This is a genomic window from Pseudobutyrivibrio ruminis AD2017 (assembly GCF_000424305.1).
Lineage (GTDB): Bacteria > Bacillota > Clostridia > Lachnospirales > Lachnospiraceae > Pseudobutyrivibrio > Pseudobutyrivibrio ruminis_B.
Genome location: NZ_KE384162.1, coordinates 366,692 through 380,087, shown reverse-complemented (window position 1 = coordinate 380,087; position 13,396 = coordinate 366,692). Strand labels below are relative to the sequence as shown.

Genomic DNA, 13,396 nt, shown 5'->3' with positions numbered 1-13,396 from the left:
TGGGGGCGGATGAAAAATTTTCAAAAAACCTGTTGACTTATCCTTCAATCCATAGTAATATTAACAGCGTCGCAAGCGACAAAAACAAATATGGTTCCTTGGTCAAGCGGTTAAGACGTCGCCCTCTCACGGCGAAAACAGCGGTTCGATTCCGCTAGGAACTGCTAAAAAGCACTCGATAATTCGAGTGCTTTTTTTATACATTTCTTAATGTGAATTTTCTGGTATATTCTGTAGGTATTATTTCTTTGGTTTTTGAGGTTAATATTGCTCTGTAGATATCGCTTGAATATAAATCTGTATGATATACATTTTCATTTGGTGAAGTAACTAATGGAAGGCTGCTTGATTTTTTAATCTGACCAAGAACGTTACTTCCGTTTTTACTGAAGCCTAACATTCTAAGATATTTTATGTAACCCTTTTCCTTCAAGCTATTAAATTCATCCCAGGTAATATCAAGTAGAATGTGGCAAAGGACACGACTTATTTTCGAATAAGTGTTATTTTTTGATTTTAATAAATCGCAGAACTGGGTGAAACAAATATATTTATCCTTTGATTTGTTAATTCTATCTGATAGGTCCTCGTTGCAATCTAAGTATATGCTGAAGTCGTTTGTTGAAAGTAGCTTATAATGTAGCATTTGAGAAATATCATCAGGCATTAGTGAAACATTATTGTTGTAAATGTCCGTTGTTAATTCTGGAACAGCTTCTATAAGGTTATATTTATATAAATGTGAACGGATAGCAGAAGCTGAACTGATTTTTCCGGTAAGTTTTTTGGAATTGTATTCATTAACAGCTCTTTTTAATATTGCGATGTTCATATTTAGCTTGTTTTCTCTTATATAACGGCAATATTCCAATCCTAATATATTGTTTGGCGAATTAATCAGATTTGATGGAATATAGCTTTCTAGGGCCTTAGAACGAGCTACAGCATATGTTTCACCTAAAGCAAGGCTTGCTTTTATATCATTATCAAGAGTTCCGTTTGATTCTAGTTCGATAAGCTTGTTTGCACTATTCATAAACAGATTCACATCGTCACATTCTGCACCAAAAAGTATAGTGTCAACTATGCCTGTTGCGGCTAAAAGGCTAATTCCTGCTGATGCGAATTCTTTTGCAGAGCTTGTAGAAAAAATAGTTGGTATTTCTAATATAATGTCAGCTCCACATAACAGGGCTGCCTCAGCTCTGATGTATTTATCGAAGCAGGCAATTTCACCTCTTTGAGTAAAAGAACCAGACATAGCAATTATAATAGTATCTGCTTTTAATACATTTTTCGCGTAATCTAATTGGAGTTTATGCCCATTATGAAATGGATTATATTCCGCAACTATTCCAACTACCATTTTGTTCCTCCGAAAAAACTATTATTATGTACATTATACATGAAAATTATGTTGAGATGATACCATTTAGTGTTATAATGTACTAGTTATGAGAAAAAGTTTTAAAGAAAGAAAAATTTCGACAAGAAAGGATTTTTTACTATGAAGATTTTAGTAATCAACTGTGGTAGCTCATCTCTTAAGTATCAGGTAATTGATTCTGAGAGCGAGCAGGTACTTTGCAAGGGTCTTTGCGAGAGAATCGGTATCGATGGACGTATCGTATACCAGAAGGCTGGTCTAGGTAAGGAGACAACAGAAATCCCAATGCCTACACACAAAGAGGCTGTAGCAGCTGTTATTAATGCTATTACAAACGACAAGACAGGTGCTATCGCATCACTTGATGAAATTGATGCTGTAGGTCACAGAGTAGTACACGGCGGTGAGAAGTTCGCTGAGTCAGCTCTTATTACAGACGAAATGATTAAGGTTGTAGAAGAGTGCAACGATCTTGCTCCACTTCACAATCCTGCAAATATTATTGGTATCAATGCATGTCGTGAGCTTATGCCAGGTAAGCCACAGGTTGGTGTTTTTGATACAGCATTCCACCAGACAATGCCTAAGGAAGCATACATGTATGCAGTTCCTTACAAATATTATGAGAAGTATGGCGTTCGTCGTTACGGCTTCCACGGAACAAGCCACAGCTATGTTTCTAAGCGTGTAGCTGAGTTGGACGGATGTGATCTTAAGAACTCTAAGATTATTGTTTGCCACATCGGTAACGGTGCATCTTGCTGTGCAGTATTAAATGGTGAGTCTGTAGATACTTCAATGGGTCTTTCACCACTTGAAGGTCTTGTTATGGGAACACGTTCAGGTGATATCGATCCTTCAGCTGTTGAATTCATGGCTAAGAAGGAAGGTCTTGATTTCGCAGGTGTTATGAACGTACTTAACAAGGAATCAGGTGCACTTGGTGTTTCTGGTATTTCATCAGACTTCCGTGACCTTATCGCAGCTTCTGCAGAAGGAAACGAGAGAGCACAGCTTGCTATGGATATGATTGCATATCGTATTGCTAAGTATGTTGGTGCATACGCAGCAGCTATGAACGGCGCAGACATCATCTGCTTCACAGCTGGTCTTGGCGAGAACAATGCAGGCCTTAGAAAGGCTGTATGTGATCATCTTGGATTCATGGGCGTTGAGCTTGATGATACAAGAAATGATGTAGCTGGTGAGGAGAGACTTGTTTCTTCTGACGCTTCTAAGGTTAAGGTATATGTTGTACCTACAAACGAAGAGGTTATGATTGCTAGAGATACAGCTGCAATCGTATCAGGAAAATAATTTTCTTAATTGCGTTGTTAATTTTGAAAAAATATTTGACAAGAAATATAAAGCTTAGTATAATTGTGCAAGTGTGGATAGGAGATATTTATGAAGATTTCTATTAAAGATATTACTTCATTACCTGATCAAAGTAAGAAGTTTGCTGGAACATGTGATATAAGTAATTTTTCTTATCTTGGCAGTGATTTTTCTATCAATCACATAGAGCCATTTGATGTAGTTTTATCTATGATTGGTTCGGGTAAGCTTCACATTACCTTCAGTACTAACAGTACTGTTAAAGGACAGTGTGACAGATGCTTATCAGATGTGACTTTTAATGTTCCTGTTTCTGTTGATGAGACTGTTGAAGTTTCTGAGGGACAGGTTGTTGCAGATGAGGACCTTGGACCTTATTCCTTTGCCGAAGGCGAAGAAATAGATGTAGATGAACTCATTTTAAACGAGATCTTAGTGAATTTCCCGGCAAAGATATTGTGCCAGGATGACTGCAAGGGCATTTGCCCAGTTTGCGGTAAGAATCGTAACATTGAACCTTGTGGTTGTGATGATACAGTTTTAGATCCTAGAATGGCACAATTTTTAGATGTCTTTAATAGCTTTAAGGAGGTGAAATAGCATGTCTATTTGTCCAAAGAACAAATCTTCTAAGGGAAGAAGAGATAAAAGAAGAGCAAACTGGAAGATGAGCAATCCTACTCTTGTTAAGTGCAGCAAGTGCGGCGAGCTTATGGTTCCTCACAGAGTTTGCAAGAACTGTGGTTCATACAACAAAAAAGAAATCATCGCAGTTGATTAATTGCAAAACCTCTCGGTGCTGCCGAGAGGTTTTTTATTTGAAATATTTTCATATATCATATATACTTTTATAAGCATGCATGGAAAGGATTTCATATGAGTGATTTAACAGTTGTTGCACTTGATGCCATGGGTGGAGATAATGCTCCTTTAGAGATGGTAAAGGGTGCTGTAGATGCAGTAAATTTAAAAAAAGATATTAAGGTTATTTTGGTAGGAAAGGAAGATGAAATCAATGCTGAATTGGCAAAGTATTCCTACCCAAAAGATCAAATAGAAATAAAAAATGCTACTGAGGTTATTGAAACAGCAGAGCATCCTGTTGCTGCTATTAAGCGTAAAAAGGATTCATCAATGGTAGTCGGCCTTCATTTGGTTAAGGATAATGAGGCAGATGCTTTTGTGTCTGCTGGTAATTCTGGGGCACTTTTAACAGGCGGACTTGGAATTGTAGGCCGTATTCGTGGTATTGAAAGAGCACCTTTTGGAACTTTATTCCCAGTTAAGACAGGTGTAGCCTTCCTCGCAGATTCAGGAGCTAACGTGGATTGTAGAGCCAGCCATTTAGTTCAGTTTGCTAAAATGGGAAGCATCTATATGGAAAAGGTTGTAGGAATTAAGAATCCACGTGTTGCTATCGTTAATGTTGGTGCAGAAGAGGAAAAGGGGAATGCCTTAGTTAAGGAAACTATGCCTCTTTTGAAGGAATGTACTGATATTAATTTTATTGGTAGTATAGAAGCTAGAAACATTCCAAATGGTGATGCAGATGTAATTATCTGTGATGGCTTTGTTGGTAATGTCATCTTAAAATTATATGAAGGTTTAGCTGGCACACTTGTTTCTGTTATTAAGGGTGGTCTTATGAGTACTCTTAGATCTAAGATTGGTGCTGCATTGGCGCTTCCAGCATTAAAGGGAACACTTAAAGCCTTTGATGCTAGTGAATATGGCGGAGCTCCATTGCTTGGTTTAAAGGGACTTGTTGTTAAGACACACGGTAGTGCCAAGGCTGGAGAGGTTAAAAACACTATCTTCCAGTGTGTAACTTTTAAAGAACAGAAGATAAATGAGCTTATTCGTGACAATATTGTTTTAGAAAATAAAAAGGAGGATTAAAATATGGAATTCGATTTACTTAAAGAGATTATTGCAGAGGTATTAAATGTAGATGCTGCTGAAATCACAGCTGAGACAACATTTGTTGATGACCTTGGAGCAGATTCACTTGATGTATTCCAGATTATCATGGGTGTTGAGGAAAAGCTTAACATTGAAGTTGATACAGATGCTGCAGAGAAGCTTTCTACAGTTGGCGATGCAGTAGAGCTCATCAAGAAGACAGTTGCAAATAAATAATTATTTAGTGCAAGTGCAGCTAAACTGTGCTTGCACATTTTGTGTCCAGATGGCTGGACACTATTTTAAACTCAGGAGGTAATACTATTGAATACTAATTTAAAAGATTTTCAAAAGATTATCGGTTACGAGTTTAGAGACGAAAGCTTACTAAAGCAGGCACTTACTCATAGTTCATATGCAAACGAGCATCATATGCCAAAGTTTAGCGATAATGAAAGATTAGAGTTTTTAGGTGATGCTGTTCTTGAAATTGTTTCTAGCAAGTTTTTGTATCTAAATTATACTGATTTGAATGAGGGCAAGTTATCTAGACTTAGAGCTAGCATTGTTTGCGAGCCTACCTTAGCCTACATTTGCAAGGAAATTAATCTTGGAGATTTCGTTTATTTATCAAAGGGCGAGGATATGACTGGTGGACGTAACCGCAAATCAATATTATCTGATGCTTTCGAAGCTACAATTGGAGCTATGTTCCTTGACGGCGGAATGGAACCAGCTTCTGCATATATCCACAGATTTGTACTTAATGATATTGAACATAAGCAGCTATTCTATGATAGCAAAACAAGCTTACAAGAGGTTGTTCAGGCCAGATATAAAGAGCCTCTTACATACAACCTTATATCAGAAAAAGGTCCAGACCACGCTAAAGAATTTACAGTTGAAGCTGTAGTCGGCGATAAGGTCTTAGGCCAAGGCAAGGGCCGTACTAAAAAAGCTGCCGAACAAGAAGCAGCCTACGAAGGCCTCGTCCGCCTTCACCAGGAGGAAGCGATTAACATCATCTAATCGTGGTTATGAAAAATTAAACGAGCTTGGAATACGAAATGGTAAAGCTATAAATAGCTTGTAGAATACAATGATTTATACTCTGCAAGGAGCATGTTAGCGACTGAAAGAGTATGAATTATTGTATTCGTAACAAGCGAGCTAAAAATTCCCGTTTCTAAGCAGACTATAGGAGTGAATAATGTATCTTAAAAGTATAGAATTATACGGTTTTAAATCTTTTGCCCACAAAATGAAATTTGAATTTCATAACGGTATCACAGGCATTGTAGGTCCTAACGGCTCTGGTAAGAGTAACGTAGCCGATGCCGTACGATGGGTTCTTGGTGAGCAGTCTGCCAAGCAGCTTAGAGGTGCATCAATGCAGGATGTTATCTTCGCTGGTACAGAGGCTAGAAAGCCACTTTCTTATGCTTACGTAGCCCTTACAATGGACAATTCTGACCATGTTCTTCCGGTAGATTATGAAGAGGTTACTATCGCCAGACGAGTATATCGTTCAGGCGAAAGCGAATATCTTTTAAATGGAACACCTTGTAGATTAAAGGATGTTTCTGAGCTTTTCTATGATACTGGTGTCGGTAAAGAAGGCTATTCTATCATCGGACAGGGCCAGATTGAAAAGATTTTATCTGGTAAGCCAGAGGATAGACGTGAGCTTTTTGATGAAGCTGTAGGTATTGTTAAATATAAAAAGCGTAAGGCAGCATCTGTTAAGAAGCTTGAGAGCGAAAGAGAAAACCTTGTTCGTGTTAACGACATCCTTTCAGAACAGGAACGAAGAATTGGACCACTTGAAAAGCAGTCAGAGGATGCAAAGCAGTATTTAAAATATAAAGAGGAATTAAAGCGAATTGATGTTAATTCCTTCATGTTAGAGGTAGATAGACTTACAGCTGCCTTAAACGAGGTTGAGAAGAACACTAATCTTGCTAAAGCTAATATGGAAGAAAGCAAGATTGCTCAGGAAGAAATTCGTACCAAATATGATTCCTTAGAAGAACAGATTTCTGGCTTAGATGAGCAAATCGAAACCTTAAAAAAGAATCAATCTGATTCAACACTTCTTAAAGGAAAGCTTGAAAACGAAATCCTTCTTTTAGAGGAGCAGATTCGTTCTGCTAATGCAACAGACGAAAGCTTAGCTGCCAGAGTTTCTGAAATCGAAGCTGAAAAAGCCGAGAAACAGTCTCAATTAGATGAATTTAAGAAGGAAAAGGAAGAGTTAGATAAGACTTTAGAAGAGGCAGTAGAAAGACTTACAGCTGTTAAGAATAATTATAGCGAGTTACAGGCTGCAATTAATACTAATAACGAAAAAATCGAAGCCGATAACAAAGCTATTATGGAATTGCTTAACAACAGAGCATCCATTAAGTCTAAGGAACAGCGTCTTGAGACAATGCTTGAGCAGACTAATATCCGTAAGGCAAAGCTTAACCAGCGACTCCTTGAGAGAAAAACAAGAGAAGAAGATTTAGATGTAGCTGTTACTTTAGCTGAAGAAGATTTTAAGAAGGCACAGGAAGAGCTTCTTTCACTTCAGGATAAGGATAAGGAATTTTCAGCAAAGGCTGTTGAATGGAAGAATAAGGGCAGAGAAAATACTGAAAAGCTTCAGGCTAAAAAGGATGAATTAGCTCGCGTTCAGACAAGACTTGAATCTGTAAAGAATATTGCAGAGCGCTATGAAGGTTATGGTAATTCTACAAGAAAGATTATGGAGCAGAAAGGCAAAATCGATGGTATCGAGGGCGTTGTTTCTGACTTAATCCATGTAGAAAAGAAATATGAAATGGCCATCGAAACAGCACTTGGCGGTAACATTCAAAATATTGTTACAGCTGATGAAGCAAGTGCTAAAAAGCTTATTGCCTTTCTTAAGGAAAACAAGCTTGGCCGTGCCACATTCCTTCCTCTTACATCTGTAGATGGTAGAGGTAATTTCAAAAAGACTGAGGTTCTAAAGGAAAAGGGTGTTCTAGGTCTTGCTTCAGAGCTTGTTAGCTGTGATAGCAAATTTGAAGGTGTTGTTGCTTATCTTTTAGGACGTGTTGTTGTTACAGATAACATCGATGCAGCTATAGCACTTGCAAAGAAGAATAATTACAGTATTCATATTGTTACTGTTGATGGCGAATATTTGGCCCCAGGTGGTTCTATGACTGGTGGTCACTTCAAGAACAAATCTAATCTTCTTGGTAGAAACAGAGAAATCGAAGAGCTAGAAAAGAAGCTTGATACAATATCTACTGAGATGGAAGAGCTTAAGAACAGAGCTGGTGAAATCGAAACTGCTGCATCATTGCTTGAGGCAGACAGAGAAGAAAACACTACAAAGCTTAACGCTGCAGCTATTGCTCTTAATACTGCAAAGCTTGGTCTTGATAGAGCTAACGAACAAAAGAAGGAAAGCTTAACTGCTTACGAAGGATTATCAAAGGAAAGCGAAGAATTAGAGTCACAGCTTACTGAAATCGCTTCTGGCAAGAAGGAAATCGAATTCGAAAAGAAAGAATCTGAGGATAGAGAAGCTGAACTTAAGGCTGAAATCCAAAAGCTTTCTGATGAAGTTGATGAAAAGACCTACATGGAGACATCTGTTAACAGAACAATGTCTGAGGTTCAGATTGAAGAAGCTAACGCTAGACAGAAGGTAGATTTTGTTCAGCAGAATATCGATCGTGTACTTTCAGAAATTGAAAAGTGCGATGGAGATATTGCTTCTATCAAAGAAAATGCTGCTTCTACAAAAGAAGAAACAGAAAATAAAAAGCAAAGAATCGAAGAGATTAAGGCTACGATTGCTGCATCAGATGATTCCTTTGGACAGCTTGAGGAAGAAATCAAAGAGGCAACTGCTAAGCGTGAAGAGTTAAACAACTCTCATAAGAACTTCTTTGAACAGCGTCAGGAGATTTCGGATAGAATCTCTGATTTGGACAAGGAAATCTACCGATTAGATTCTCAGCATGAAAAGATTGCTGATGCAATTTCTAGTCAGAATAACTACATGTGGAATGAATACGAATTAACATATCATTCTGCAGAAGAGCTTAAGGATCCTGAGTACAACGATTTAGATCAGATGAAAAAGGATGCAGCTAAAATCAAAAATGCAATCCGTTCGATGGGCAACGTTAACGTTAATGCTATTGAGGAATTTAAGGAACTATCTGAAAGATACAACTTCCTTAAGGGACAGCATGACGATTTGGTTGAGGCTGAGGCTTCTCTTGTTCGTATCATCGATGAGCTTGATGAAGGAATGAGAAAGCAGTTCGCTGAAGGATTTAAGGATATCCAAAGAGAATTTGATAAGGCCTTTAAGGAGCTGTTTGGTGGTGGACATGGTTCCCTCGCCCTTGTTGATGAGGAAGACTTGCTTGAGACAGGTATTATCATTAACGCACAGCCACCAGGAAAGAAGCTTATCAATATGATGCAGATGTCCGGTGGTGAGAAATCACTTACAGCTATTGCACTATTATTTGCAATCCAGAATCTTAAGCCTTCACCATTCTGTCTTCTTGACGAGATTGAGGCGGCTTTAGATGATGCAAACGTAGATAGATTTGCAGGTTACTTACACAAGCTTACAAAGAACACACAGTTTATTGTTATTACTCATAGACGTGGTACTATGAACGCAGCTGATAGATTGTTTGGTATCACAATGCAGGAGAAGGGTGTATCTGCTCTTGTTTCTGTAAATCTTATTGAGTCACAGTTGGATGATTAATTATGGCAGAAAAAATTAGCTTTTGGCAGCGTCTTATAAAAGGGCTGACAAAGACAAGGGACAATTTTATAAAATCCATGGATTATATTTTCAATGGATTTACCAATATCGATGACGATTTTTATGAAGAGCTTGAAGAGGTTCTTATTATGGGCGATATTGGTGTGCGCACAACAGAAAAGATTCTTGATGATTTAAGAGATGCTGTTAAAAAGGAACATATTAAGGAACCATCTGAATGTAAGGAATTTCTTATCAACGAGATTAAAGAACAGATGGCTCTTGGGGAAACAGCTTTTGATTTTGAGAAAAAGACATCAGTTGTGCTTGTTATTGGAGTTAATGGTGTTGGCAAGACTACTACAATAGGTAAGCTTGCCGGCAAGCTCAAAGCAAATGGTAAAAAGGTTATGGTAGCCGGAGCTGATACATTTAGAGCTGCAGCATCTGATCAGCTTAAGGAATGGGCTGACAGAGCAGGTGTTGAATTTGTTGGTGGCCCAGAGGGCTCTGATCCAGCGGCTGTTGTGTATGATGCTGTTCATGCTGCTAAGGCTAGAGATTGTGATGTACTTTTAGTAGATACAGCAGGTCGACTTCATAACAAAAAGAATCTTATGAATGAGCTTTCTAAGATTAATAATACAATTTCAAAAGAGTTTCCAGAGGCCTACCGCGAAACACTTATTGTTTTAGATGGTACAACAGGCCAAAATGCTTTAGTTCAGGCAAAGGAATTTTCTGAGGTTACTGATATTTCTGGTATTGTTCTTACAAAATTAGATGGAACTGCAAAAGGAGGTATTGCAATTGCAATACAATCTGAGTTAAAATTGCCAGTAAAATACATTGGTGTTGGTGAAACTATTGACGACTTAGAGAAATTCAACGCAGATGAATTCGTAGACGCATTATTCTACGCTGAAGGCTAAGGCTTACAAAAAGGGAGACTTGATTATGCTTACATTGGACAAATTTGAAGAGGCAGCAAAAATCGTCACAGAGGTGACAAAGGAAACAAAGCTTGTGTACAGCGACTATTTTAGTGAGAAATGCGGTAACACAGTTTATTTGAAACCAGAGAATATGCAGCTTACTGGTGCTTACAAGCTTAGAGGTGCATATTACAAAATTAGCACATTGTCAGATGAGGAACGTGCTAAGGGACTTATTACAGCATCTGCTGGAAACCATGCACAGGGGGTTGCTTATGCAGCCAGCAAATACGGAGTAAAGGCAACTATTGTTATGCCTACTACAACACCTCTTATTAAGGTAAACCGTACAAAGGGCTATGGCGCCGATGTAGTTCTTCATGGTGATGTTTATGATGAAGCATGTGAATATGCTTATAAGTTAGCTGAAGAAAATGGATATACATTTATTCATCCATTTGATGATTTAGCTGTTGCTACAGGTCAGGGCACTATTGCAATGGAAATCTTTAAAGAGCTTCCACTTGTAGAATATATCTTAGTTCCTATCGGTGGTGGTGGACTTGCTACAGGAGTTTCTACTCTTGCAAAGCTTCTTAATCCTAAGATTAAGGTTATTGGTGTTGAGCCTAGCGGCGCTGCATCACTTAAGGCTTCCTTTGAAAAGGGACAGGTTACAACTCTTAAAACAGTTAATACTATTGCAGATGGTACAGCAGTTAAAACTCCAGGAAGCAATATCTTCCCATACTTACAGGAAAACATCGATGAAATCATTACAGTAGATGATGATGAGCTTATTGTTGCATTCCTTGATATGGTAGAAAACCATAAAATGGTAGTAGAAAATTCTGGACTTCTTACAGTTGCTGCTTTGAATCACTTAGGTGTTAAAGATAAAAAGGTTGTTTCTGTTTTATCAGGTGGCAATATGGACGTTATTACAATGTCATCTGTTGTACAGCAGGGACTTATCTTTAGAGACAGAATATTTACTGTATCTGTTTTACTTCCAGATAAACCAGGTATGCTTGCAAAGGTATCTCAGGTTATTGCTGATGAGCAGGGAAATGTTATCAAGCTTGAGCATAATCAGTTTGTTACAACCAATCGTTCCGCAGCTGTTGAGCTTCGCATTACACTTGAAGCTTTCGGCACCGACCACAAGGAACAGATCATAAAAGCCTTAGACAAAGCAGGCTACAGACCAAAAATAGTAAGAACTTCACTATAATAGCCTTCCCCCTCTGGGGGAAGGTGCCCCGAAGGGGCGGATGAGGGAAAGGTGTCAAGTAAAAACGCTTGACACCTTTTCTTAATTATAGTATATTATATGAGGTCGTAAGAGGAGAGCAATGGAAGATAAGATTAAATCAGGATATTTATATGATTTCTATGGTGAGCTTTTAACAGAACATCAGCGCACTGTATATGAAATGAGCATCAATGAAGATTTATCTCTTTCAGAGATTGCTGACAGCCTTTCTATTTCCAGACAGGCAGTACACGACATTTTAAAAAGATGCGACAAGCTTTTATCAGATTATGAAAACAGGCTTCATCTTGTTGATAAGTTTATGAACATCAGAAAAGATGTAGTTCGCATTAACGAATTGACAGCGGGAGATGTTAATGAAAATACTTTGACTGAAATTTCCCGTATTTCTAGTATGATATTAGAGGAATTATAATATATGGCATTCGATTCTCTTTCAGAGAAGCTTCAAGGGGTTTTTAAAAGCCTTAAGAGCAAAGGTAGACTTTCCGAGGCAGATGTTAAAGCTGCACTTAAGGAAGTTAAAATGGCTCTTCTAGAAGCTGATGTTAATTTCAAAGTTGTAAAACAGTTTACAAATACTGTCACAGAGCGCGCCATTGGTTCTGATGTAATGAATGGTCTTAACCCTGGACAGATGGTTATAAAGATTGTTAACGAAGAGCTTGTTAATCTTATGGGCTCTGACGTTACAGATATTACTTTCGGTACTGGCGGTGCCATCACTACTATTATGATGGTTGGTCTTCAGGGTGCCGGTAAAACAACTACCACAGCAAAGCTTGCTGGTAAGGTAAAGCAGCGTGGTAAGAAACCACTTCTTGTTGCTTGTGACGTTTATCGTCCAGCTGCTATTGAACAGCTCCAGATCAACGGAAAGAAGCAGGAGGTTGAGGTTTTCTCCTTAGGAGATAAGGAAAAACCTGTTAAGATAGCTAAGGAAGCTATGGATTATGCTAAGAAGAACGGCTTTGATGTAGTTATTTTCGATACAGCTGGTCGTCTTCATATAGATGAGGATATGATGAACGAGCTTGAGTCTATCAAGAAAAACATCGATATTCTCAATACCATTTTGGTAGTTGATGCCATGACTGGTCAGGATGCTGTTAATGTTTCATCTACATTCGACGAAAAGATTGGCATTGACGGTGTTATCATCACAAAGCTTGATGGTGATACTCGTGGTGGTGCAGCACTTTCTATTAAGGCTGTCACAGGAAAGCCTATTCTTTACGCTGGTATGGGTGAAAAGCTTTCAGATTTAGAGCAGTTCCATCCAGATAGAATGGCTAGCCGAATCCTTGGAATGGGAGATGTATTATCCCTCATTGAAAAGGCAGAGGCAGAAATCGATAAGGATGCAGCACTTGCACTTTCTAAAAAGGTAAAGAAAGCTTCATTCGATTTCAACGATTACCTCACATCAATGGAGCAGATGAAAAAGCTTGGAGGACTTACATCTATACTTGGTATGATGCCAGGTATTAATGCTAGTCAGATGGCTCAGATAGAAGGAGCTGTTGATGATAAAAAGCTTGCTCACATTGAAGCAATCATCTTATCGATGACACCTGCTGAGCGTGAGAATCCCAAATTACTAAATCCTAGCAGAAAGCACAGAATTGCTGCTGGAGCTGGTTTAGATATAGCAGAGGTAAACCGCTTTGTTAAACAGTTCGAGCAATCGAAGAAAATGATGAAGCAGATGCCAAATATGATGGGTAAAGGCAGACGTGGTATGCGTTTCCCATTTTAACAAAGACCATTTAAAGTATTATTATTTA

The 13,396-nt window shown here is 38.3% G+C and carries 12 protein-coding genes and 1 tRNA gene; 12 read left to right on the top strand and 1 reads right to left on the bottom strand.

The window, feature by feature from the left end; all coding sequences use genetic code 11:
- The first annotated feature begins 92 nt into the window (after positions 1-92).
- Positions 93-164 (top strand) — tRNA-Glu (locus G611_RS0111995).
- 32 nt (positions 165-196) lie between these two features.
- Here G611_RS0111995 and G611_RS14860 read toward each other — a convergent pair.
- Complete coding sequence (locus tag G611_RS14860) at positions 197-1,366, bottom strand: nucleotidyltransferase family protein (protein ID WP_051195249.1); 1,170 nt, start codon at positions 1,364-1,366, stop codon at positions 197-199.
- A gap of 141 nt (positions 1,367-1,507) precedes the next feature.
- Between G611_RS14860 and G611_RS0111985 the strand changes: the two genes are divergently transcribed.
- The 11 genes from G611_RS0111985 to ffh all read left to right on the top strand — a co-directional run bounded on the left by G611_RS0111985 (position 1,508) and on the right by ffh (position 13,368).
- Positions 1,508-2,704 (top strand): acetate/propionate family kinase, encoded by a 1,197-nt coding sequence (locus G611_RS0111985; RefSeq protein WP_028243824.1) that lies wholly within the window; start codon positions 1,508-1,510, stop codon positions 2,702-2,704.
- 90 nt (positions 2,705-2,794) lie between these two features.
- Entirely contained in the window at positions 2,795-3,325 is a 531-nt protein-coding gene (locus G611_RS14855; RefSeq protein WP_051195248.1) for a YceD family protein, read from the top strand.
- 1 nt (position 3,326) lies between these two features.
- Complete coding sequence (rpmF, locus tag G611_RS0111975; RefSeq protein WP_028243823.1) at positions 3,327-3,506, top strand: 50S ribosomal protein L32; 180 nt, start codon at positions 3,327-3,329, stop codon at positions 3,504-3,506.
- A 95-nt stretch (positions 3,507-3,601) separates the two neighbouring features.
- Positions 3,602-4,624 carry a phosphate acyltransferase PlsX gene (gene plsX, locus G611_RS0111970; protein WP_028243822.1) on the top strand — a complete coding sequence of 341 codons (1,023 nt, stop codon included), beginning with the start codon at positions 3,602-3,604 and terminating at the stop codon, positions 4,622-4,624.
- Between the two features lie 3 nt (positions 4,625-4,627).
- The gene (acpP, locus tag G611_RS0111965; RefSeq protein ID WP_028243821.1) at positions 4,628-4,864 is read left to right on the top strand and encodes an acyl carrier protein; all 237 of its coding nucleotides are present in this window, start codon (positions 4,628-4,630) and stop codon (positions 4,862-4,864) included.
- 87 nt (positions 4,865-4,951) lie between these two features.
- Positions 4,952-5,656 (top strand): ribonuclease III, encoded by a 705-nt coding sequence (gene rnc / locus G611_RS0111960; protein WP_028243820.1) that lies wholly within the window; start codon positions 4,952-4,954, stop codon positions 5,654-5,656.
- Positions 5,657-5,837: 181 nt separating this feature from the next.
- Complete coding sequence (gene smc, locus G611_RS0111955) at positions 5,838-9,398, top strand: chromosome segregation protein SMC (protein ID WP_028243819.1); 3,561 nt, start codon at positions 5,838-5,840, stop codon at positions 9,396-9,398.
- Between the two features lie 2 nt (positions 9,399-9,400).
- The gene (gene ftsY / locus G611_RS0111950) at positions 9,401-10,330 is read left to right on the top strand and encodes a signal recognition particle-docking protein FtsY (protein WP_028243818.1); all 930 of its coding nucleotides are present in this window, start codon (positions 9,401-9,403) and stop codon (positions 10,328-10,330) included.
- Between the two features lie 25 nt (positions 10,331-10,355).
- On the top strand, positions 10,356-11,567 hold the full coding sequence (gene ilvA, locus G611_RS0111945; RefSeq protein ID WP_028243817.1) for a threonine ammonia-lyase: 1,212 nt from the start codon (positions 10,356-10,358) through the stop codon (positions 11,565-11,567).
- Between the two features lie 121 nt (positions 11,568-11,688).
- On the top strand, positions 11,689-12,024 hold the full coding sequence (ylxM, locus tag G611_RS0111940) for a YlxM family DNA-binding protein (protein ID WP_028243816.1): 336 nt from the start codon (positions 11,689-11,691) through the stop codon (positions 12,022-12,024).
- A 3-nt stretch (positions 12,025-12,027) separates the two neighbouring features.
- Positions 12,028-13,368: a signal recognition particle protein gene (gene ffh / locus G611_RS0111935; RefSeq protein WP_028243815.1), complete on the top strand. Its 1,341-nt coding sequence runs from the start codon at positions 12,028-12,030 to the stop codon at positions 13,366-13,368.
- Positions 13,369-13,396: the final 28 nt, after the last annotated feature.

Excerpts from the sequence above, each read along its gene's own strand:
- G611_RS14860 (WP_051195249.1), bottom strand. The coding sequence starts at position 1,366 with ATGGTAGTTGGAATAGTTGCGGAATATAATCCATTTCATAATGGGCAT.
- G611_RS0111985 (WP_028243824.1), top strand. The coding sequence starts at position 1,508 with ATGAAGATTTTAGTAATCAACTGTGGTAGCTCATCTCTTAAGTATCAG.
- G611_RS14855 (WP_051195248.1), top strand. The coding sequence starts at position 2,795 with ATGAAGATTTCTATTAAAGATATTACTTCATTACCTGATCAAAGTAAG.
- rpmF (WP_028243823.1), top strand. The coding sequence starts at position 3,327 with ATGTCTATTTGTCCAAAGAACAAATCTTCTAAGGGAAGAAGAGATAAA.
- plsX (WP_028243822.1), top strand. The coding sequence starts at position 3,602 with ATGAGTGATTTAACAGTTGTTGCACTTGATGCCATGGGTGGAGATAAT.
- acpP (WP_028243821.1), top strand. The coding sequence starts at position 4,628 with ATGGAATTCGATTTACTTAAAGAGATTATTGCAGAGGTATTAAATGTA.
- smc (WP_028243819.1), top strand. The coding sequence starts at position 5,838 with ATGTATCTTAAAAGTATAGAATTATACGGTTTTAAATCTTTTGCCCAC.
- ftsY (WP_028243818.1), top strand. The coding sequence starts at position 9,401 with ATGGCAGAAAAAATTAGCTTTTGGCAGCGTCTTATAAAAGGGCTGACA.
- ilvA (WP_028243817.1), top strand. The coding sequence starts at position 10,356 with ATGCTTACATTGGACAAATTTGAAGAGGCAGCAAAAATCGTCACAGAG.
- ylxM (WP_028243816.1), top strand. The coding sequence starts at position 11,689 with ATGGAAGATAAGATTAAATCAGGATATTTATATGATTTCTATGGTGAG.
- ffh (WP_028243815.1), top strand. The coding sequence starts at position 12,028 with ATGGCATTCGATTCTCTTTCAGAGAAGCTTCAAGGGGTTTTTAAAAGC.